At 71.5% G+C, this 20,299-nt stretch carries 19 protein-coding genes and 1 pseudogene; 7 read left to right on the forward strand and 13 right to left on the reverse strand.

The genetic code is table 11. From position 1 onward, the window contains the following. Nucleotides 1-834: S-(hydroxymethyl)mycothiol dehydrogenase (locus tag IG84_RS0112110; protein ID WP_051861641.1), on the forward strand; the 834-nt coding region annotated here is incomplete at its 5' end. Further along, nucleotides 777-1,103 (forward strand): annotated as a pseudogene (locus IG84_RS0112115) (MBL fold metallo-hydrolase); the annotation flags it as partial. The gene IG84_RS0112110 and the pseudogene IG84_RS0112115, both read left to right, overlap by 58 nt. Before the next feature lie 51 nt (nt 1,104-1,154). Here the strand turns inward: IG84_RS0112115 and IG84_RS0112120 are convergent. Then, nucleotides 1,155-2,093, reverse strand: a complete 939-nt coding sequence (locus tag IG84_RS0112120) for a TIGR03619 family F420-dependent LLM class oxidoreductase (RefSeq protein ID WP_031054893.1) — start codon at nt 2,091-2,093, stop codon at nt 1,155-1,157. 144 nt (nt 2,094-2,237) lie between these two features. Here IG84_RS0112120 and IG84_RS42175 point away from each other — a divergent pair, with 144 nt between their 5' ends. The 4 genes from IG84_RS42175 to IG84_RS0112135 all read left to right on the forward strand — a co-directional run bounded on the left by IG84_RS42175 (nt 2,238) and on the right by IG84_RS0112135 (nt 7,593). Then, on the forward strand, nt 2,238-2,570 hold the full coding sequence (locus IG84_RS42175; RefSeq protein WP_245659319.1) for a type 1 glutamine amidotransferase: 333 nt from the start codon (nt 2,238-2,240) through the stop codon (nt 2,568-2,570). 208 nt (nt 2,571-2,778) lie between these two features. Continuing rightward, nucleotides 2,779-2,973 (forward strand): type 1 glutamine amidotransferase family protein, encoded by a 195-nt coding sequence (locus IG84_RS42180; RefSeq protein ID WP_245659320.1) that lies wholly within the window; start codon nt 2,779-2,781, stop codon nt 2,971-2,973. Between the two features lie 344 nt (nt 2,974-3,317). Further along, nucleotides 3,318-6,101 carry a pyruvate, phosphate dikinase gene (ppdK, locus tag IG84_RS0112130; protein ID WP_245659321.1) on the forward strand — a complete coding sequence of 928 codons (2,784 nt, stop codon included), beginning with the start codon at nt 3,318-3,320 and terminating at the stop codon, nt 6,099-6,101. Nucleotides 6,102-6,585: 484 nt separating this feature from the next. Beyond that, a complete protein-coding gene (locus IG84_RS0112135; RefSeq protein ID WP_078648777.1) occupies nt 6,586-7,593 on the forward strand; it encodes an ArsR/SmtB family transcription factor in 1,008 nt (335 codons plus the stop codon). Here the strand turns inward: IG84_RS0112135 and IG84_RS0112140 are convergent. The 11 genes from IG84_RS0112140 to IG84_RS0112190 all read right to left on the reverse strand — a co-directional run bounded on the left by IG84_RS0112140 (nt 7,571) and on the right by IG84_RS0112190 (nt 18,827). Beyond that, nucleotides 7,571-8,731: an alkaline phosphatase PhoX gene (locus IG84_RS0112140; protein ID WP_031054899.1), complete on the reverse strand. Its 1,161-nt coding sequence runs from the start codon at nt 8,729-8,731 to the stop codon at nt 7,571-7,573. The two genes, IG84_RS0112135 and IG84_RS0112140, sit on opposite strands and share 23 nt — an antisense overlap. 123 nt (nt 8,732-8,854) lie before the next feature. Beyond that, nucleotides 8,855-9,793: a TauD/TfdA dioxygenase family protein gene (locus tag IG84_RS0112145; protein WP_031054901.1), complete on the reverse strand. Its 939-nt coding sequence runs from the start codon at nt 9,791-9,793 to the stop codon at nt 8,855-8,857. A 243-nt stretch (nt 9,794-10,036) separates the two neighbouring features. Continuing rightward, nucleotides 10,037-10,873 carry a carbohydrate ABC transporter permease gene (locus tag IG84_RS0112150; protein WP_031054902.1) on the reverse strand — a complete coding sequence of 279 codons (837 nt, stop codon included), beginning with the start codon at nt 10,871-10,873 and terminating at the stop codon, nt 10,037-10,039. A gap of 6 nt (nt 10,874-10,879) precedes the next feature. Further along, a complete protein-coding gene (locus tag IG84_RS0112155; RefSeq protein ID WP_031054903.1) occupies nt 10,880-11,794 on the reverse strand; it encodes a carbohydrate ABC transporter permease in 915 nt (304 codons plus the stop codon). Next, nucleotides 11,791-13,059: an ABC transporter substrate-binding protein gene (locus IG84_RS0112160; protein WP_031054905.1), complete on the reverse strand. Its 1,269-nt coding sequence runs from the start codon at nt 13,057-13,059 to the stop codon at nt 11,791-11,793. The genes IG84_RS0112155 and IG84_RS0112160 overlap by 4 nt, the downstream gene beginning before the upstream one ends. A 153-nt stretch (nt 13,060-13,212) precedes the next feature. Then, nucleotides 13,213-14,388, reverse strand: coding sequence for a bifunctional 3-oxoadipate enol-lactonase/4-carboxymuconolactone decarboxylase PcaDC (pcaDC, locus tag IG84_RS0112165; RefSeq protein ID WP_031054912.1), 1,176 nt, complete (start codon nt 14,386-14,388; stop codon nt 13,213-13,215). Nucleotides 14,389-14,451: 63 nt separating this feature from the next. Beyond that, the gene (gene pcaB / locus IG84_RS0112170) at nt 14,452-15,852 is read right to left on the reverse strand and encodes a 3-carboxy-cis,cis-muconate cycloisomerase (protein ID WP_245659322.1); all 1,401 of its coding nucleotides are present in this window, start codon (nt 15,850-15,852) and stop codon (nt 14,452-14,454) included. Continuing rightward, on the reverse strand, nt 15,839-16,429 hold the full coding sequence (gene pcaG, locus IG84_RS0112175) for a protocatechuate 3,4-dioxygenase subunit alpha (protein ID WP_078648778.1): 591 nt from the start codon (nt 16,427-16,429) through the stop codon (nt 15,839-15,841). Before pcaG ends, pcaB begins: the two co-directional genes overlap by 14 nt. Continuing rightward, entirely contained in the window at nt 16,429-17,196 is a 768-nt protein-coding gene (gene pcaH, locus IG84_RS0112180; protein ID WP_031054918.1) for a protocatechuate 3,4-dioxygenase subunit beta, read from the reverse strand. The genes pcaG and pcaH overlap by 1 nt, the downstream gene beginning before the upstream one ends. 9 nt (nt 17,197-17,205) lie before the next feature. Beyond that, entirely contained in the window at nt 17,206-17,985 is a 780-nt protein-coding gene (locus IG84_RS0112185) for a CoA-transferase subunit beta (protein ID WP_031054919.1), read from the reverse strand. Beyond that, nucleotides 17,985-18,827 (reverse strand): CoA transferase subunit A, encoded by an 843-nt coding sequence (locus IG84_RS0112190; RefSeq protein ID WP_031054923.1) that lies wholly within the window; start codon nt 18,825-18,827, stop codon nt 17,985-17,987. The genes IG84_RS0112185 and IG84_RS0112190 overlap by 1 nt, the downstream gene beginning before the upstream one ends. A gap of 107 nt (nt 18,828-18,934) precedes the next feature. Between IG84_RS0112190 and IG84_RS0112195 the strand changes: the two genes are divergently transcribed. Continuing rightward, on the forward strand, nt 18,935-19,372 hold the full coding sequence (locus IG84_RS0112195; RefSeq protein WP_031054925.1) for a MarR family winged helix-turn-helix transcriptional regulator: 438 nt from the start codon (nt 18,935-18,937) through the stop codon (nt 19,370-19,372). 55 nt (nt 19,373-19,427) lie between these two features. Here IG84_RS0112195 and IG84_RS0112200 read toward each other — a convergent pair whose 3' ends face one another. Beyond that, nucleotides 19,428-20,180, reverse strand: coding sequence for an IclR family transcriptional regulator (locus tag IG84_RS0112200; RefSeq protein WP_031054927.1), 753 nt, complete (start codon nt 20,178-20,180; stop codon nt 19,428-19,430). Nucleotides 20,181-20,299 lie beyond the last annotated feature (119 nt).

The following is a 20,299-nucleotide window of genomic DNA, read 5'->3' on the forward strand; positions in this document are numbered from 1 at the left end:
CCCGGCGACTTCGTCATTCTGAATTGGCGTGCGGTGTGCGGGCAGTGCCGGGCGTGTCTGCGGGGGCGTCCGCAGTACTGCTTCGATACGCACAACGCCCAGCAGAAGATGACGCTGACGGACGGTACGGAGCTGTCTCCGGCCCTCGGTATCGGTGCGTTCGCGGAGAAGACGCTGGTGGCGGCGGGGCAGTGCACCAAGGTCGACCCGGCCGTCTCGCCCGCCGTGGCGGGACTGCTGGGTTGTGGCGTGATGGCCGGCATCGGTGCCGCGATCAACACCGGCAACGTCGGGCGGGGCGACTCTGTTGCCGTGATCGGCTGCGGTGGGGTCGGTGACGCGGCGATCGCGGGTGCCCGGCTCGCCGGCGCCGCGAAGATCATCGCGGTGGACATCGACGACCGGAAGCTGGCGACCGCCGAGACGATCGGCGCCACGCACACGGTGAACTCCAAGTCCGGGGACCCGGTCGAGGCGATTCGCGAGCTGACCGGCGGCTTCGGTGCGGATGTGGTCATCGAGGCGGTCGGCCGTCCGGAGACCTACAAGCAGGCGTTCTACGCCCGCGATCTGGCCGGGACGGTGGTTCTGGTCGGCGTCCCGACGCCGGAGATGACGCTGGAGCTGCCGCTGCTGGACGTCTTCGGACGGGGCGGGGCGCTGAAGTCCTCCTGGTACGGGGACTGTCTGCCCTCCCGCGACTTCCCGATGCTGGTCGATCTGCACCAGCAGGGGCGGATCGACCTCGGCGCGTTCGTGACCGAGACGATCGGGATCGGGGACGTGGAGAAGGCGGGGACGGGCAGGTCTTCTCGGTCGCCGGTACGGAGCTGACCGTGCTGCACACGCCGGGGCACGCGCCCGGCGCGGTGTGCCTGTACGCGCCGGCGCTGGGGGCCGTGTTCACCGGGGACACCCTGTTCGCCGGCGGCCCCGGCGCGACCGGGCGGTCGTTCTCGGACTTCCCGACCATCGTCGAGTCGATCAAGGAGCGGCTGCTCAGCCTGCCGCCGGAGACGAAGGTGTTCACCGGCCACGGCGACAGCACCACCATCGGGGACGAGGCGCCGCACCTGGAGGAATGGATCGCCCGCGGCCACTGAGCCACGGCACCACCTGCACGGCCCCTCAGCACGACCTCGCAGCACGACCCCTCAGGACGTCAGCCGATCCACCCGCCGCATCACCTCGCGGCAGAAGCGGCCGACGTCCTGCGGGTCGTCGGTGAACTGCGACGGCTTGATGCAGAACGTGCCGAAGCCCTGCGCCATCTGCTCCGGCACGCTCTCCAGCGCGCGGCCCAGGTCCGCGACCGCGTCCGGACCGGGGAAGACCGCCCGGGTACCGCCGATCATCTCCAGCTCGTCCATCGAGCGACCGGCCTCCGCCATCGCCGCGCGCAGCTTCTCCAGCTCCTCGGGGGCCGGCCGGCCCAGCGGGTTGAAGCCGTGGCCGTAGCGGACCAGGCGGCGCAGCAGCGGTCCGTGCAGCGAGCCGCCCCCGAACCACAGTTCCGGACCGCCGGGCCGGTACGGCTTGGGCTCCAGGTAGACGTCCTCGAAGCGGTAGTGGTCACCGTCAAAGGACGCGGGGGAGGGGCGCCAGAGCTGTTCCCATGCCGCAAGGTGCTCGTCGAGCAGCTTGCCGCGCTTGGCGAAGGGGACGTCCAGTGCCGCGTACTCGTCGCGGCTCCAGCTCACCGTCGGCAGGACGACCAGCCGCCCCTTGCTGAGCAGGTCCAGCGTGGCCAGCTCCTTGGCGAGGACGAGCGGGTGGCGCAGCGGCGCCAGGATCGCGCCGGCGACCAGGCGCAGCCGCTCGGTGACCGCGGCGATGGCGCTGAGCAGGACGACCGAGTTGGGCCAGGGGGTGTGCGGGTCCTGGTTGCCGGGGAGCGCGTACTCGCGCGGGTTGGGCATGACGCCGTTCGCGCCGGAGTCCGGGCCGAGGACGAGGTGCTCGCTGAGCATGACGGAGTCAAAGCCCGCGTCCTCTGCCTCGCGGGCCCAGCGGACCAGCGCTGCCAGGTCGCAGCGGCCGCCGGTCATCGTCCAGTTCTCGCTGAGGACGAGCAGCATGCGGGGGGATGTCATACGGCGGCCTCCGGGGATCGGCGTTCTTGTTTGATCCCAAACGGTAAGCCGGGGAGCCGGGTGGCTCAAGGGGTGCGGCGCGCCTGTGGGTGCCAGTAAATTTGAACCCAAACGACATCTCCGTACGAAGTGAACGAGGTCCCCGTGACGAAGCGCGCCCTGGTCATCGCCCACGACCATCTCTCCGCCGCCGGCCATGTCGGCGACCGGCTGGCGCAGCGCGGATACGCGCTCGACGAGCTGCTCGTGGTCCCCGCCGAGCGGTACGCGACTCCGGACGTCGAGCCCCGATTTCCGGCGGCCGCCGAATATGACCTGATCCTGTCGCTCGGCGCGCCCTGGTCGGTGAACCGCATGAACGAGTGGATACGGGCCGAGCTGGACCTGCTGCGGGACGCACGGCGCCTGGGGATACCCGTGCTCGGCATCTGCTTCGGCGGGCAGTTGCTGGCCGCCTCACTGGGGGGGCTCAATTGAGCGCGCCCCGCGCTTCGAGCTCGGCTGGACGGAGGTCGAGGCGGAGGAGCCGGGGCTGGTCGGGCCGGGGCCGTGGTTCCAGTTCCACGGGGACCGCTGGCTGCTCCCGGAGGCCGTACCGGAGGAGGGTGGCGCCGGTCTGCCGCTCCGCGAACTCGCGCGCAATGGGGTCGCCTCGCAGGCGTTCGTCTGCGGGCGGTCGTTGGGCGTGCAGTTCCATCCGGAGCTGACGCCGGGGGTGCTGCGGGCCTGGTTCGACGGCGATGACACGGGTGTCGCGGAGTCGCTCGGCGCCGACCCCGATGCGCTGGTCAAGGAGGTGCGGGCGGCGCTCCCCGAGGCGCGGGAGCGGGCGTACGCGCTCGTGGACGCCTTCCTGGGGCGGGTGGCGACGGCGGGATGACAGGGGCGTTACCTGTCCGCCGACGGGTCCGAATCGTGGGATCGGGGGGCCTCGGAGCGCGTGATTCTCGCCACCCTTGATAAGGGTCGCGCTCAGATGAGCGTTTCATCGGGGTTCTATGTCTCCAAGGCTGGCACTGGGTGCCACGACTCTTGAGTTCAGATGATCAAGGCAACCGTCGCGCTCCGTGCGGAACCAGCCATGATCACCCGCACCTTCCGGAGTCATTGCTTCATAAGGTGAATGCATGGTGCCGAGACAGGCGACTTTCGATCTGTTGGCTGACGCCGGGTTACAAGCGCATGTCGACCGAGTGGACGTACCCAGACGCCTTCGATCTGGGTATGTTCCTCGCCGTCAGGGCAGCCCGTCCGCGAGGAGTCAGTCCCGTGTCGGAAACACAAGATCCCCACGTATCCCCGTCCGCCGACGCGGTGAAGTTCGTCTACGACTTCACCGAGGGCAACAAGGACCTGAAGGATCTGCTCGGCGGGAAGGGTGCGAACCTCGCCGAGATGACCAATCTGGGACTTCCCGTCCCGCCCGGTTTCACCATCACCACCGAGGCGTGCAAGGAGTACCTGGAGAGCGGCGAGGAGCCGGCGGCACTGCGTGCCGAGGTCACCGCCCACCTGGACGCGCTGGAGCGCCAGATGGGCAAGAAGCTCGGGCAGGCGGACAACCCGCTGCTCGTATCGGTCCGTTCCGGGGCGAAGTTCTCGATGCCCGGCATGATGGACACCGTGCTGAACATCGGGCTCTCGGACGAGTCCGTGAACGGCCTCGCGGAGCAGGCCGGTTCCGAGCGCTTCGCGTGGGACTCGTACCGCCGCCTCATCCAGATGTTCGGCAAGACCGTGCTCGGCGTGGACGGTGACCTCTTCGAAGAGGCGCTGGACGAGGCCAAGAAGGCCAAGGGCGTGAAGGTCGACGTCGAGCTGGACGCGGCCGACATGAAGAAGCTCGTCGGGCAGTTCAAGGAGATCGTCTCCAAGGAGACGAAGCGCGACTTCCCGCAGGACCCGCGCGAGCAGATGGACCTCGCGGTGCGCGCGGTCTTCGACTCGTGGAACACCGACCGGGCCAAGCTGTACCGGCGCCAGGAGCGCATCCCGGGCGACCTCGGCACGGCGGTCAACGTCTGCTCGATGGTCTTCGGCAACCTCGGCCCGGACTCCGGTACCGGCGTCGCCTTCACCCGCGACCCGGCCAGCGGCCACCAGGGCGTCTACGGCGACTACCTGCAGAACGCGCAGGGCGAGGACGTCGTCGCCGGTATCCGCAACACCGTTCCGCTCGCGGAGCTGGAGCAGCTCGACAAGAAGTCGTACGACGAGCTGATGCAGATCATGGAGACGCTCGAGACGCACTACAAGGACCTGTGCGACATCGAGTTCACCATCGAGCGCGGCAAGCTGTGGATGCTGCAGACCCGCGTCGGCAAGCGGACGGCCGGTGCGGCCTTCCGTATCGCCACGCAGCTCGTCGACCAGGGCCTGATCGACGAGGCCGAGGCGCTGCAGCGGGTCAACGGCGCGCAGCTCGCGCAGCTGATGTTCCCCCGCTTCGACGAGAAGGCGAAGACCGAGCTGCTGGGCCGCGGCATCGCCGCCTCGCCGGGCGCGGCCGTCGGCAAGGCCGTCTTCGACTCGTACACCGCCGTGAAGTGGTCGCGTTCGGGCGAGAAGGTCATCCTCATCCGCCGCGAGACCAACCCCGACGACCTCAACGGCATGATCTCCGCCGAGGGCATCCTCACCTCGCGCGGCGGCAAGACCTCGCACGCCGCCGTCGTCGCCCGCGGCATGGGCAAGACCTGTGTCTGCGGCGCCGAGGAGCTGGAGGTCGACACCAAGCGCCGCTGCCTGACCGCGCCCGGCGGCGTGGTCATCGAGGAGGGCGACGTCGTCTCCATCGACGGCTCGACCGGCAAGGTCTACCTCGGTGAGGTGCCCGTCGTGCCCTCGCCGGTCGTGGAGTACTTCGAGGGCCGGATGCACGCCGGCGCCGATGACGCGGACGAGCTGGTCAAGGCCGTGCACCGGGTCATGGCGTACGCGGACCGGGTACGCCGGCTGCGGGTACGCGCCAACGCCGACAACGCCGAGGACGCGGCGCGCGCCCGCCGGTTCGGCGCGCAGGGCATCGGCCTGTGCCGCACCGAGCACATGTTCCTCGGTGAGCGGCGCGAGATGGTCGAGCGGCTGATCCTCGCCGACACCGGTGAGGAGCGCGAGGCCGCCCTCTCGGAGCTGCTGCCGCTGCAGAAGGGCGACTTCGTTGAGCTCTTCGAGTCGATGGACGGGCTGCCCGTGACGGTGCGGCTGCTGGACCCGCCGCTGCACGAGTTCCTGCCCGACATCACCGAGCTGTCGGTGCGCGTCGCGCTCGCCGAGTCCCGCAAGGACTCCAACGAGAACGACCTGCGCCTGCTGCAGGCCGTGCACCGGCTGCACGAGCAGAACCCGATGCTGGGTCTGCGCGGCGTCCGCCTCGGCCTGGTCATCCCCGGCCTGTTCGCCATGCAGGTACGGGCGATCGCGGAGGCCGCGGCCGAGCGCCGGGCCGCCAACGGCGACCCGCGCGCGGAGATCATGATCCCGCTGGTGGGCACCGTCCAGGAGCTGGAGATCGTCCGCGAGGAGGCCGAGCAGGTCATCGCCGAGGTCGAGCGCGCCCACGGCGTGGACCTGGGGCTCACCCTCGGCACGATGATCGAGCTGCCCCGTGCGGCCCTCACCGCCGGGCAGATCGCCGAGTCCGCCGACTTCTTCTCCTTCGGCACGAATGACCTCACGCAGACCGTGTGGGGCTTCTCCCGGGACGACGTGGAGGCCAGCTTCTTCACCGCGTACCTGGAGAAGGGCATCTTCGGCGTCAGCCCGTTCGAGACGATCGACAAGGACGGCGTGGGCTCGCTCGTACGCAACGCCGCCGAGGCCGGCCGGGCCACCCGCCCCGACCTCAAGCTCGGCGTCTGCGGCGAGCACGGCGGCGACCCCGAGTCGGTGCACTTCTTCCACGAGGTGGGCCTGGACTACGTGTCCTGCTCGCCGTTCCGTATCCCCGTGGCGCGCCTGGAGGCGGGCCGTGCGGCGGCGGAGTCCAAGGGCAGCGACAGCCGCTGACCCGAGGACAGGGCAGCGCTGAGCCGCTGACCCCCTGAGCACGTCTGCCGACCGGTGCACGAAACTCCGGTCGGCAGGCGGTACAACGGCCGGTTTCCCGGCCTGCAGACGACCGGAGCCGCTGTATGGGCCCCCGACCCTCAGCCTGTGGGCGGCTCCGGCTCGCTGAAACGAGGGCGGCACCTGTGCGGAGGTGCCGCCCTCGCCTTTTCCGGACTCCCCCCTCGGGAGCTGCCGCCGCCAGCTCGGCCCGGGCGGCGGCCTTCGGCGGGTAGCGGGACGGCCGGTGATGACTCGTCACCCCCCACGGGTCCGAGCAATCCGTGCCATCCGTATCGCCACCGAATTGAGCAACAGCATTCCGGGAGTTCGTCCCCGGCGCGACCCTTTTCAAGTCTGGCCAAAAGTCCGTGGTGACGCCACGTGGCCGTGTGCATACTCAAGTGCTCGGGGGCCGACAACGGATGGCGATGGTGGGGTTTCGGTGCTGCGCGTCCATTTCAGTGGACCGGATCTGGCCCGCGTGCGGATCGCCGCACGCCCTGATGTGCTGTGGGAGACCGTTTTAAGTTTTCACCGACTTCGTGACCGGCAGGGTGGTACGACGCTGAACGAATGGCGTACCGAAACCCGCTCCCGGTTGAATGGTGAAACACGTTATCTCGCCCCGCTGATACCGTCCAAGGGATATTTTCCCGATTTCCTGACGCCCCCCGAGGGACTGCTCGGAATCGATGACGCACTCGCCGCGCTCAAGGCGACTCCGACCCCGCGGCTGCACAGGGACCTCACCCGGCTGACCGAGGGCCGCCCGCCCCAGCCGTGGCTGCGCGACCTCGCGCAGGGCGACACCCGGCCGCTGCACCGGCTGGCCGGCGTCCTGCGGCACTACCACGACGCGGCCATCGCGCCGTACTGGCCGCACCTCCAGGCCCGTATCGAAGCGGACCGGGCGACCCGCGGCCGGGCCCTGCTGGACGGCGGCGCCGACCGGCTGCTCGGCTCGCTGCCGCCGATGATGCGCTGGCGGCCGCCCGTCCTGGAGGCGGACTACCCGGTCGACCGCGACCTGCGCCTGGACGGGCGCGGGCTGCTGCTGGTCCCGTCGTTCTTCTGCCGCCGTACCCCGGTCACCCTGTTCGACCCGGAGCTCACGCCCGTCCTGGTCTACCCCGTCGAGCACCAGGCGCCGCGGCCCACGGCCCCCGCGGCGCCGGGCCGTTCGCTCGGCAAGCTCGTCGGCCGCACCCGCTCCGCGATCCTGCGGGGCATCGGCGGCGGCTGCACCACCAGCGAACTGGCCCGGCGCGCCGAGGTGTCACTGGCCTCCGCGAGCCAGCACGCGACCGTACTGCGCGAGGCCGGACTCCTGGTCACCCTGCGCCAGGGCAACGCGGTCCTGCACACCCTCACCCCGCTGGGCGCAGCGCTGATCAGGGGCGGCGCTCCGGCGGACCGGGTATCGGCGGCTACGCCCGGAACGGCCCCGTGACCTCGTAGGTGATGCCACCGGACGAGCTGCCGGTCGTGCCGCGCTGGCTGGAGAAGTACAGCCGCTTGCCGTCCGGCGAGAACGCCGGACCGGTGATCTCCGAACCCGACTGGCCGTTGACCCGCAGGAACGGCGCCACGACGTCGTCCGGCGTGATCACGCAGATCTCCATGTTGCCGCCGTCCTCGGCGACGTAGAGGTCGCCCGAGGACGCGCCGGTGACGTTGTCGACCCCGGTCAGCGGCGCGTTTCCGCCGCTGACGAGGGAGTCGTCGTACGCCAGCTCGTACGTGTTGTCCGCCAGGTTCAGCTGCCAGAGGCGGTTGTCGCCCTTGGTGGTGAACCACACCGTGTCGTTGGCGTAGTGGCAGCCCTCGCCGCCGTTGAAGTGCTTGGCGCCGGACACCTGGGTACGGGTGGTGGTCGGCGAGCCGTCCGGGTCGGGCACGTTCGTCCAGCTGAAGGAGCCGGCCGTGGCGGTTCCCGCGACCAGCACCTGGAGCACGCCCGCCGACAGATCGCCCCACGTGGTCGGCACGAAGCGGTACAGGCAGCCGTCCGACTCGTCCTCGGTCAGATAGACGGCCTTGCGCACCGGGTCGGCGGCGGCCGCCTCGTGCTTGAACTTGCCGAGCGCGTCCCGGCGGACGGCCGCCTTCACCCCGTACGGATCCGTTTCGTACACCGCGCCGAGCGAGACCTCCTCGCAGGAGAGCCAGGTGTTCCACGGGGTTCTGCCGCCCGCGCAGTTCTGCCGGGTGTTGGAGAGAATGCGGTATGCGCCGGTGATCGCACCGGTCGCGCCGAACTTCACCGCGCTGACGCCGCCGCCCGGGTTGATCTCCGAGTTGGAGACATAGATCCAGCCCGTGCCGTCGGCGAAGCAGGCACCGCCGTCGGGGGCGTTGTGCCAGGTGTAGCCGGTGCTGCCCACGTTCTGGCCGGACCGGGCGATGACCCGGCTGGTGAAACCGGCGGGAAGCTGGATGCCGTTGGCGTCCGCGGCGCCGAGCGCGCCGTACGGGCCGGCGCCCGGCTGGGCGGGTGCGGCGTAGGCGGCGCCGGGCATCAGGGCGCCGGCGAAGGCGGCCGCCGAGGCACCGATGACGGCTCCGCGCAGGAAGGTACGACGTTCCACGGTCACTCCACGTGTGTCGGGAGAGCCCCGGCCGCCGGGCGGCGGCCGGGGTGGCGCGAAGTGCACGCTAGGAGCGCCGAGTTGACGTGGTGCCAACAAGTGGTGACGAGGGGCCGGACAGTCCTACTGCGGCCGGTCGCCCGCGATCGCGACCCGCTCGGCGACCCGTCCGTGCGGGGCGTAGTCGGCCACCGCGTAGTGCTGCGTCGCCCGGTTGTCCCAGAACGCCACGTCGCCCGCCTGCCAGCGGAACCGCACCTGGTACTCCGGCACATGGGCCTGCTGGAACAGCAGTCGCAGCATCCGGTCGCTCTCCGCCCGGTCCCAGCCCACGATGCGGGTGGTGAAGGAGGTGTTGACGAAGAGCATCTTCCGGCCGGTCTCCGGGTGCCGGCGCACCACCGGGTGCTCGACCGGCGGGAACTGCTCCTGGAGCGGGGCGAGCCGCTCGGCCGGGTAGAAGCGCGAGAAGCCGGGGATGAAGTCGTGCACGGCGCGGGCGCCGTCGATGCGGTCCTTCACCTCCTGCGGCAGGTTGTCGTAAGCGGCCGCCATGTCGGCCCACATCGTGTCCCCGCCGAACGGCGGCACCTCACGGAGCTGGAGCACCGCGCCCAGCGCCGGCCGCTCCCGGAAGGTCACGTCCGTGTGCCAGACGTTCTCGAAGGTGGGCGCCGTGGGGTCCTTTTTGTCGAACCGCACCACCTCCTCGGTGGCCCCGCGCGCCAGCAGCGGATTGGTCTCCAGCTCGCCCCAGTTGCGGGCGAAAGCGGCCTGCGCGCCGGAGGTCAGGTGCGCGCCGCGGAAGAACAGCACCTTCCACTCCAGCAGCGCCCGGTTCAGCTCGGCGTGCAGCGCGTCGCCCAGCGGCCGGGACAGGTCCACGCCGCGGATCTCGGCGCCGATGGTGCGGCCCTGCGGCACGACCTCGAAGCGCTCGTACGGGCGGGGCTCCCAGCCCTCGGGCAGCCGGTTCAGGACGCGTACGCCTTCGTAGAGGCCGTCGGCGGGGATGCGGTGGTCGCGCAGGACAGGGGCGGTGGGTACGGCGATGGCCGTCATCTGGTCCTCCTGAAGAGACAGAGGTGGCAGGAAGGAGAAGGGCGAAAAAAGCGGAGAAAGGGGAAAAGGGGGAGAAAGCCGGAGCGGACGGGCTCAGCGGCAGGAACAGACCGGGGGAGAACCCACCCGGCCACGGCGGCTCAGGAAGCTGAGACCGCGGGGCGCGCACTCACCGCGGGGGCCGCAGAACTGCGGCTCCTGCTCACGGGAGGTCGGTCGCGCCATCATGGTGTGCACCGTACATCAATCGTCGATGCCTGTCCGCTCCACCCCGGCCACGATGTACCGCTGCAGCAGGAAGAAGACCAGGATCAGCGGCAGGATCGAGACCGCGGCCGCCAGGAACAGCTCGTGCAGATTGACGTTCTGCGCGGTCGTGAACGTCGACAGTGCCACCTGCACCGTCCACGCCTCCCGGTCCTGGCCGATCACCAGCGGCCACAGGAAGGCGTTCCACGCCCCGATGAAGACGATCGTGCCGACCGCCGCGAACACCGGCCGCGAGTTCGGCACCACCACCCGCCAGTACGTCCGCCAGTACCCCAGCCCGTCCACCCGCGCCGCGTCCTCCAGCTCGCGCGGGAAGCCGAGGAAGTACTGCCGGAAGATGAAGCACGCGAAAGCGGAGAAAAGGGTGGGAATGATCAGGCCGCGCAGGGTCGAGATCCAGCCGAGGGAGGAGACCAGCACGAAGCTGGGCACGAAGGTGACCGCGGCCGGGACCATGAGCGTGCCGAGGATCGCGTAGAAGACCGCGTTCGCGTGCCGGTACGGGATGCGGGCCAGGCCGTACCCGGCCAGCGAGGCCAGCAGCAGTGTGCCCAGCGTCGTGGCCACCGCGATCACCGTGGAGTTCAGCAGCGCGCGGGCCATCGGCAGGTTCGGGTCCGCGAACAACTCGGCGATGTTGCCCCACTGCAGCGCGCGCGGGAAGAACGTCCAGTCCGGCGCGGTGATGTCCGCCTCGGTCGCCAGGCCGTTCCGCACCAGCAGGTAGAACGGGATCAGGAAGAGGAGGGCCAGGGCGATCAGCAGGACCAGGCGCAGCGCCCGCCCGGCCCGTACCAGAGCGTTCTCCACGAGAGCTCAGTCCTCCTTGCGGCCCAGCCCGAACCAGCGGGCCTGGACGATGGTCGCCACCGCGATGATCAGCGCGAGGATCACCGCGCCCGCGCTGCCCAGCCCGAGGTTCTGCTCGCTGCCGAGCGCGATGTAGTACAGGTAGACCAGCGGCGGCCGGGCGTACGGCGGATAACCGCGGGCGTCGGAGAGCAGGTTGTAGAACTCGTCGAACGCCTGGAAGGCGTTGATGACCAGGAGCAGCACCACCGCCACCGAAGTCGCCCGCAGCTGCGGGAAGGTGATGTGCCGGAAGGTCTGCCAGCCGGGCTTCGCGCCGTCCACCGCGGCCGCCTCGTACAGCCGCGGGGAGATCCGCTGCAGCCCGGCCAGGAAGAGGATCATGTAGAAGCCGGCCTGCAGCCACAGCCGTACGGTGACGATCACCAGCCAGTACCAGGGCGGGTCCGTCGTCGACAGCCATGCCGTCTGGTCCGCGCCGAACCACCCCAGCACGGTGTTGACCAGCCCGAACCGCACCCCGTTGAAGATCGACAGCTTCCACACCAGCGAGGCGACCACGTAACTGCACGCGGTGGGCAGGAAGAAGACCGACCGGAAGAACGCCTGCGCGATCCGCACCCGGTTCACCATCAGCGCCAGCCCGAGCGACAGCGCATACGTCGCCGGCACGATGAACGCCGAGAACAGCAGGAACGTCCCCAGACTGCTGAGAAACGCGTCGTCGCCCAGCATCGAGACGTAGTTGTCCAGCCCGACGAACGTCGTCGGCGTCACGGTGTTGTGCGCGTCGAAGAAGCTGAGCCAGACGCTCCACAGCAGCGGTACGTACGTGAACAGGGCCAGCCCGACCGCGAACGGGCCGACGAACACCCAGAACCACAGGTTGCGGTTCTGGGGCCCCAGCAGGCTGCGGATCACTTCTTCTTGACCCGTTCCAGCTCCGCGTTGGTCTTGCGGACGACCGACTTCAGCTCCGACTCCGGGTTCGCGCCGTCCTTGATGATGCGGCTGACCGCGTCCTGGTAGGCGGTCTTGGCGGCGGTGGTCCACAGCAGCGGCTCGGAGTGGCCGAGGTCGGTGGCGTACGAGACGGCGTCGGCGGCCGCGCCGGAGCGCAGCTCCTTCGCCTTCTCGGCGAGGGAGATCCGGGCCGGGATGTGGAAGCCGTAGGAGAGCGCGAAGTCGCGCTGGTAGTCCGTGCGGTCGATCCACAGCCACTTCGCGAAGGCCACCGCCTCCTTCTTGTGCTTGCTGCGCGCGCTGACCGCCGAGCCGTACGCGCCGACCGGCACGGCGTCCTTGCCGCCGGAGCCGTCCTTCGGGAAGGGCAGCACGCCGAAGTCGTCCCCCAGTGCCTTCTTCACCTGCGGCAGCGCCCACAGCCCCGACCACTGCATCGCGGTCAGCCCCTGGGTGAGCGCGTCCGGGTCGGACCAGTCGGTGGGGGCGCCGAGGAGCAGGGACTTGTCGGCGTACAGCTCATGGATCTTGCCGAGCGTGCGGGCCGCGGCCGGGTCGTCGAAGCCGGTCTTGCCGTCCTCGGTGATGATCGAAAGGCCGGCGGCGTGGAGCGGGGTGCCGCCGAGGGCGCCCGCGCCGCCGTCGTTCCCCAGGAACAACCCCTTGACCTTGTCCTTCTTGCCCTTGGCGGTCAACTCGCGGGCGGCGTCGACCAGTTCGTCCAGCGTCCGGGGCGGCTTCACCCCGGCGTCCGCCAGCATGCTCTTGCGGTAGTAGAGCAGCTGCATGTCGATGACCTGGGGGATGGACCAGATCTTGTCCTGCCAGATCTTGGGCGCGAGGACGGCCTGGTTGAAGTCGTCCTTGACGGGCTCGACGGCGGACGTCAGGTCGACGACCTGGCCGCCGCGGATCTGGTCCAGCGTGGGGCCGTTGACCTCGAAGACGTCGGGGCCCGAGTCGGTCAGCAGGGCGGCGGCGGTCTGCCGGTCGTAGTCGCCGGGCCGCCACTGGACGGTGACCTGCGCCTTGTCGTACGCATCGGCGTACCGTTTCACCGCCTGCTCGGTGCCGGACTCGCCGTACTGGTGGTACCACTGGCTCAGCGCCGGGCCCGAACCTCCGCCGCTCCGGCCGGTGTTGGAGCCGCAGGCCGCCAGTGCGCCGGTGAGCGCGATACCGCCGCCGGCCGCCAACAGCCGCCGTCTGCCGATGTCCGTCATGCCTGCTGTCCCCCAGCGCTCGTCGATGATCGACCCGGTGCGGCGACCACTCTGCCGCACCGGTGTGATGCACGCATGGCAACAACGTGAAACGCGCAACAGATCATTCCGGACGGGGGACCCGCTGGGGCATCGCCTCCCTCGCCGCGCGGGTCACTCCAGCTCGGCGAGCACCTCCTGGGCGATGCCGAATGCGGCGTTGGCGGCCGGGACGCCGCAGTAGATGGCGCTCTGGAGGAGGACCTCGCCGATCTCCTCGGGGGTGAGGCCGTTGCGTACCGCAGCGCGTACGTGCATGCCCAGTTCGGCGTGGTGGCCGTGGGCGACCAGGGCGGTCAGCGTGATGCAGCTTCGGGTACGGCGGTCCAGGGTGTCGCCGGTCCAGATCTCGCCCCAGGCGTAGCGGGTGATGAAGTCCTGGAAGCGGGTGGTGAACGGGGTCTTCTTGGCCTCGGCGCGGTCCACGTGCGCGTCGCCCAGGACAGCGCGGCGGACGGCCATGCCGGCGGCGTGCCGGCCCGCGTCGTCGGCCGGTGCCTCGTCCGTCCCGGCCCCGGCGTCCGGACCCGGCGCGAAGTGCGCGGCCAGCGCGGCGGTCACCGGGCCCGGCCGGTCCACGCCCGCGAGGTGGTAGGCGTCCGCGACCTCGGTGAGGCTCGCGCCGGGGATGCCGTCGGCGATCTCGCGGGCGTGCGCGGGCGGCGTCGCCGGGTCCTCGCGGCCGGCGACGACCAGCGTGGGGGCGGTGATGCCGGCGAGCCGGTCGCGGATGTCGTACGAGGCGAGCGCCTCGCAGCAGGCGGCGTAGCCGGCCGGGTCGGTGTCCAGCAGGTCCTTGATCAGGGCCTGCCCGCGGTGCGCCGCGGCGAACTCGGGCGCGAACCAGGTGCCCGGACGGCTGGTCGCCATGGCCTCCGTACCGTCCTCGCGGACCAGCGCGGCCCGCTCCCGCCAGGTGTCCGGGCCGCCGAAGTGCGCCGAGGAACAGACCACGGCCAGCCGGGTCAGCCGCTCGGGGTGGTCGGCGGCCAGCGTCAGGCCGACCGCGCCGCCGATGGAGATCCCGGCGTACGCGAAGGTGTCCCAGCCCTGCGCGTCGGCCAGCCCCAGCACGAGCCGGGCCAGGTCGGCCATGGTCGCCTCGGCGGGCACCAGGCCGGCCGCCGAACCGCCGTGCCCCGGCAGGTCCCAGCGCAGCACGCGGTGGGTCCGGGTCAGGGCCGCGAGCTGCGGCTCCCAGACGTCGAGCGAGGTGCCGATGGACGGGCCGAGGATCAGCGGCGGGGCGTCCTGCGGTCCGTCCAGCCGGTGGTGGGGGAGCTCGGTCATGTGGGGGCCTCCTCGGGGGAGTTGCGGGTACGGATGGGGAGCGGGTGCCCGGCGGGGCCGCGGTCAGGCGCCGGTCGGGCCCGGCCGGCGCAGCGCGCGGGCGGTGAGGACGGCCGCCGAGCCGGTGTACGCGGCCGGGTCGGCCAGTGCGGCCAGCTCGTCCGGGGGCAGCGCGCCGGCCACTTCCGGGTCGGCGCGCAGCACGTCGGCCAGCGTGCGGTCCTGCTCGACGGCGGTGCGGGAGGCGCGGGTCAGCGCGGCCTTGGCCGCCTGCCGGCCGAGTACCGGCGCGAGCGCGGCGGACAGCCGCTCGGCGGCCATCAGCCCCTTGGTCCGCATGAGGTTCGCGCGCATCCGGTCGGGGAAGACGCGCAGGCCCTCGGCCAGCGCGGCGGCGTGTTCGGCGGCGCCGCCGACCAGCCGCAGCAGCTCGCGCAGCGGCTGCCATTCGGCGTGCCAGGCGCCGGCCGGGCGCTCGTCCTCGGCGGCCAGCGACCCCAGTACGGTCGCGGCGAGCCCCGGCGCCTGCCGCGCGGCGGCGGCGAGCAACGTGGCGCGTACCGGGTTGGCCTTGTGCGGCATCGCGGACGAGCCGCCGCCGCTGCCCTCGGCGACCTCCCCGCACTCGGTACGGGAGAGCACCAGCACATCCGCGGCGATCTTGCCGAGCGCGCCGGTGGCGAAGGCGAGCGCGGCCGCCAGGTCGGCGACGGGCGTCCGCAGTGTGTGCCAGGGGAGCGTCGGCTCGTCGAGCCCGGCCTCCGCCGCGTACGCGGCGATCAGCCGCTCCCCGTCCTCGGGCGCGAACGTCTCCGACAGCGCGCCGAACGCGGCCAGCGTCCCGGCCGCGCCGCCCAACTGGGCCGGCAGCCGGACCGCGGCCAGTCGCTCGTACGCGTCCAGGACCAGCGTCCGCCAGCCCGCCGCCTTCAGCCCGAAGGTGGTCGGCACGGCGTGCTGGGTGAGGGTGCGGCCCGGCATGACCGTCTCGCGGTGCGCGTCCGCCAGCCCGTACAGCGCGGTCGCCGTACGGTCCAGGTCATCCAGTACGGACGCCACCGTCCGCCGTGCGACCAGCATCGCGGCGGTGTCCCAGATGTCCTGGCTGGTGGCGCCCCGGTGGACGTACGCGGCGGCGTCCGGCGCGCTCTCCTTCACGGCGGCGGTGAGGTCCGCGACCAGCGGGATCACCGGGTTTCCGCCGGAGCGGGCGCGCAGCGCCAGGTCACGGACGTCGAAGCGGTCGGCGCGGGCCGCCGCCGTCACGGCCTCGGCCGCGGCCGCCGGAGCCTCGCCGAGCGTGGCCTGCGCCCGGGTGAGCGCGGCCTCGGCGTCCAGCATGCCCTGGAGGAACGCGGCGTCTCCGGTCGCGGCCTCGGCCGCCGAGCCGGCCCGGACGGGGGCCAGCAGCCCCACGTCCGCGGGCCCGGCCACGGATCCCTCGATGGGGTCAGTCGAAGGCAAGGAAGACCGTCTCCTTGTCGCCCTGGAGGTGGATGTCGAAGCGGTACGTGCGGTGCTTGTCCGCCTCGGCCCTGGCGAGAAGAGTCTCCCGCCGCGCGGGCTCCAGACCCGACAGCAGCGTGTCGCCGGCGGGCTCGTCGAGGTAGGCGCGGGTGAAGAGGTGGTGCAGGAGGCCGCGCGCGAAGACGCAGACGGAGAGGTACGGCGCGCCGCCGGGCGGCAGCGTGCGGACCGCGTAGTGCCCGTCGGCGTCGGTGGGCACCCGGCCGAAGCCGGTGAAGTCCACGCCGTTGCGGCCGTAGTAGCCGCCGGTCACCGGGTCGCGGCGGAGCGAGCCGGGCGCTCCGGTGAGCGAGCCGTCGGGCGCCGCCTGCCAGAACTCCAGCAGCGCGTCCGGGATCGGGTCGCCGGCGCCGTCGTACACGTATCCGTGCACGGTGATCGTGTCCGGGTGGCCGGCGGGGGCGATCTCGCCGCCGTCGGGGAAGGGCAGCGCGTACCCGTAGAAGGGGCCCACCGTGTGCGAGGGGGTGGGGGGAAGCGTCCCGTTGGTCTCCATCAGGCTCTGCTCCGACATCAGCGGCCCTCCTCGATCCAGGTGGCGGACGGACCGTCCAGGACGATGTCCCAGCGGTAGCCCAGCGAGAACTCCGGCTGGGACAGGTCGTGGTCGTAGGTGGCGATCAGCCGCTGCCGGGCCGACTCGTCGGTCACCGAGCGCAGGATCGGGTCGTACGGGAACAGCGGGTCGTTCGGGAAGTACATCTGCGTGACCAGGCGCTGGGTGAACGCGTCGCCGAAGAGCGAGAAGTGGATGTGCGCAGGGCGCCAGGCGTTGGCGTGGTTGCGCCAGGGGTAGGCCCCGGGCTTGATGGTGGTGAAGGAGTAGCTGCCGTCGTCGCCGGTCAGCACCCGTCCCACACCGGTGAAGTTGGGGTCCAGCGGCGCGGGGTGGTCGTCGCGCTGGTGGGCGTACCGGCCCGAGGCGTTGGCCTGCCAGACCTCGACGAGCTGGCCGCGCACGGGACGGCCACGGCCGTCCAGCAGCCGCCCGGAGACGGTGATCCGCTCGCCGAGCGGCTCGCCGTGGTGCTGCTTGGTGAGGTCGTTGTCCAGGGCGGTGACGTCGGTGGTGCCGAAGGCAGGACCGGACAGTTCGACGGTCTCCGGGTCGCCGTGCACCGCGACCAGCGGCTGCTTGGGGTGGCGCAGCGCGCTGGAGCGGTACGGGGCGTAGTCGCGCGGCGGGTGGTGCGCGGCGGGCGCGCCGCCGGCCCGCGCCTTGTCGTACGCGTCCTGCAGCTCGGTCACTTCACGGTCGATGTCGTGCTGGGTGAGTGCCATGGTGGTCTCCTACCTCTTCCCTGCTGCCTTGAGCGCGCGCAGCGCGGCCAGCTCCTCGGTGGTGGGCGGGGCGGTGGTGCCCACCTCGTCCGCGACCCGCAGCTCCCAGCCGGTGGCTTCCCGCACCTGGTCGACGGTGACGCCGGGGTGCAGCTCGGTCAGGACCAGCTCGGCGGTCTCCGGGTCCGGGCGCAGCACGCCGAGGTCGGTGATGACGGCGGTGGGACCGGCGCCCGGCATGCCGAGCGCGGCGCGGTCCTTGGGTCCGGCGCCGTGCCCGAGGGTGGTGACGAAGTCCAGTGCCCGCACGAAGTTACGGGTGGAGTGGCGCAGCACCATCAGCACCTTGCCGCAGTTGGAGGCGATCTCCGGGGCGCCGCCCGCGCCGGGCAGCCGGCCCTCGGGCCTGTCCGGGCCGCGGTTGACCACGGTGGTGTTGATGTTGGCGTACCGGTCGACCTGGGCGGCGCCGAGGAAGCCGACGTCGATCCGGCCGCCCTGCAGCCAGTAGTTGAACATCTCCGGTACCGGCACCACCGCGTCGGCGGTCTCGGCCAGTTCGCCGTCGCCGATGGACAGCGGCAGCGCGGTCGGCTTGGACCCGATCGTGCCGGACTCGTAGATGAGGACCAGGTCCGGATTGACGGTGGCGCGGGCCAGGTTGGCGGCGGTGCTGGGCAGGCCGATGCCGACGAAGCAGGTCTTCGCACCGGCCAGCGCGCGGGCCGCGTTGACCTCCATCAGCTCGTCGCGGGTGAACTCGGTCTCGGTGACGGGCGCTTCGGACATCAGGCGTTCGCTCCTTCGGCGTCGGCCACGGGCGCCTGCGCGCCGCGCACCTGCGTCTCGATCCACTGGGTGAAGGCGTCGCGGTCCCGCGCGATGGGGTCCCATGCCTGGTAGAAGGCGTTGTCGCGGACGGTGTAGCCGGTGGCGTACGAGGGGTGGGCGCCGCCGGGCACGGGTGCGACCGCGTCCAGTACCCAGGTCGGCAGGACGACGCCGCCGGGGCGCGGCTCCAGCTCGTCCACGATCTCCTCGACGGTGACCAGCACCCGGCTCGCGGCGAGCGCGGCCTCCTTCTGCACGCCGGTCAGGCCCCACATCTGCACGTTGCCCGCGCGGTCGGCCTGCTGGGCGTGGATGACGGTGACGTCGGGGTTGAGCGCTGCGACGGCCGCCAGCTTCTCGCCGGTGAACGGGCAGGTCACGGTCGAGACGGTGTCCGTACGGCTGGGAATGTCGCTGCCGCGGTAGCCGCGCAGGACGGCGAACGGGAGCTTGGAGGCGCCCGCGACGTAACGGTTCGCCATGCCGGCGTGGCTGTGCTCGTCCAGCTCCAGGGGGCGCGGCCAACCGTTCTCGACGGCGTCGCGGAAGCGGTGCAGCGAGCCGACGCCGGGGTTGCCGCCCCACGAGAAGACCAGCTTCTTCACCAGCCCCGCGCCGATGAGCTGGTCGTAGATGACGTCCGGCGTCATCCGGGCGAGGGTCAGGTCGGTGATGCCCTGGCGGATGATCTCGTGCGCCGCTGCGAACGGGATCAGGTGGGTGAAGCCCTCCATGGCGACGGTGTCCCCGTCGTGGATGAGGTCCGCCACGGCGTCGTGGAGGCTGCGAATCTCGGCCATCATCACTCCGCTAGTGGAAAATGCTCAGTGCACTGACTAATTCTTCAGTGGGCCGTAGACTTCCATCAAGGTTCTGATTCGTCAATGGTTCGCTTACGGGAGGCTCGATGGCTGCGGTCGATCTGAACACCCATCCCGGGCATCTGGCCCGCCGCCTGCAGCAGGCGCATTCGCTGCTGTGGGGCGCGATGGTGTCCGAGGAGATCACCTCGCCGCAGTTCGCCGTGCTCAACGCGCTGGTCGAGAAGCCGGACATCGACCAGCGCACGCTGAGCGAGCACGTCCACCTGGACCGCTCGACCATTGCCGACGTGGTCGCCAGGCTGGTGCGGCGCGGCCTGGTGGAACGGGTGCGAGACCCGCACGACGGCCGCCGCAACGTCCTCAAGCTCTCCGACGAGGGCGCCCGCCTGCACCGCAAGCTCGTCACGCGCACGACCCGCATGAACCGGGTCTTCCTCGCCCCGCTGGACGAGGACGAGCAGGAGACGCTGCTGCGCCTGATCGGCCGGGTCGCGGACGCGGCGGAGGAGCTGCGGGGCTAGCGGGCCGGGGCTGCGGTCCGCGGGGCCGCGGTCCGTACAGCGGACCCGCCGGCGCTCAGCCCGTGACGGGCAGGCCGCCGGCCACCGTGCGGGCCGCGGCCGTCAGGGACGCGACGAAGAGCGGCACCCGCTCGGCGGTGAAGCGCGCCGACGGGCCGCCGAAGGACAGCGTGGCCACCACCTCACCGCCGCGCGAGCGCACCGGCACGGCCACCGACGACAGTCCCTCCTCGTGCTCGCCGTGGCTGACCGCGTACCCGGCGCGCTCGGCCTCGGCCGCCCATTCGGTCAGGGTGCGGGCGTGCTTCGTGCCGTGCGGGGAGCGCCGCGCGACCCGCTCGACCAGCGCCGCCTCCGCGTCGATCAGCAGGACCTTCGACGGCCCGCCGGCCCACAGCGGCAGCTCGTCGCCGACCCGTACGACGTGCCGCAGCGCCTGCGGGCCCTCCTCCTGGGCGATGCAGATGCGGTGCACGTCACGCCGTACGTACAGGTGCACCGTCTCCCGGTGCTCGGCGGCCAGCTCGCGCAGCGCGCGCCGGGCGGTGGCCGGCAGCCGCCAGCCCTGGTCCGCCAGCCGGACCCAGCGCAGGAAGGTCGGGCCCGCCGTGTATCTGCCGTGCTCGTCCAGCCACAGCAGGCCGTTCATGCGGAGTGTCTGCAGTAGCCGGAGCGCGGTGGTCTTGGGCAGCCCGCTGCCCGTGACGATCTCCCGGAGGGTCAGTGCGGGGCGTTCCTCCCCGAAGAGCCCCAGGATGTCGATGGCCCGCTGAACCGTCCGCATGCCGCCGCGCTCGCTCTCGCTCATGGCGCCCAGTATGGATCCGGGTCCACTGTGCGGACCAGGGGCAGGTAATCCTCCGGTTACTCGCCGGCAACCTCTTGTAGATAGTCAGCACACGTTCTATCGTCGCCGCAGCCCGGACC

Source organism: Streptomyces ochraceiscleroticus (assembly GCF_000720485.1).
In the GTDB taxonomy this organism is placed as follows: domain Bacteria; phylum Actinomycetota; class Actinomycetes; order Streptomycetales; family Streptomycetaceae; genus Streptomyces; species Streptomyces ochraceiscleroticus.

Excerpts from the sequence above, each read along its gene's own strand:
- IG84_RS0112120 (WP_031054893.1), bottom strand. The coding sequence starts at position 2,093 with ATGACATCCCCCCGCATGCTGCTCGTCCTCAGCGAGAACTGGACGATG.
- ppdK (WP_245659321.1), top strand. The coding sequence starts at position 3,318 with ATGTTCCTCGCCGTCAGGGCAGCCCGTCCGCGAGGAGTCAGTCCCGTG.
- IG84_RS0112145 (WP_031054901.1), bottom strand. The coding sequence starts at position 9,793 with ATGACGGCCATCGCCGTACCCACCGCCCCTGTCCTGCGCGACCACCGC.
- IG84_RS0112160 (WP_031054905.1), bottom strand. The coding sequence starts at position 13,059 with ATGACGGACATCGGCAGACGGCGGCTGTTGGCGGCCGGCGGCGGTATC.
- pcaDC (WP_031054912.1), bottom strand. The coding sequence starts at position 14,388 with ATGACCGAGCTCCCCCACCACCGGCTGGACGGACCGCAGGACGCCCCG.
- pcaG (WP_078648778.1), bottom strand. The coding sequence starts at position 16,429 with ATGTCGGAGCAGAGCCTGATGGAGACCAACGGGACGCTTCCCCCCACC.
- pcaH (WP_031054918.1), bottom strand. The coding sequence starts at position 17,196 with ATGGCACTCACCCAGCACGACATCGACCGTGAAGTGACCGAGCTGCAG.
- IG84_RS0112185 (WP_031054919.1), bottom strand. The coding sequence starts at position 17,985 with ATGTCCGAAGCGCCCGTCACCGAGACCGAGTTCACCCGCGACGAGCTG.
- IG84_RS0112190 (WP_031054923.1), bottom strand. The coding sequence starts at position 18,827 with ATGGCCGAGATTCGCAGCCTCCACGACGCCGTGGCGGACCTCATCCAC.
- IG84_RS0112195 (WP_031054925.1), top strand. The coding sequence starts at position 18,935 with ATGGCTGCGGTCGATCTGAACACCCATCCCGGGCATCTGGCCCGCCGC.
- IG84_RS0112200 (WP_031054927.1), bottom strand. The coding sequence starts at position 20,180 with ATGAGCGAGAGCGAGCGCGGCGGCATGCGGACGGTTCAGCGGGCCATC.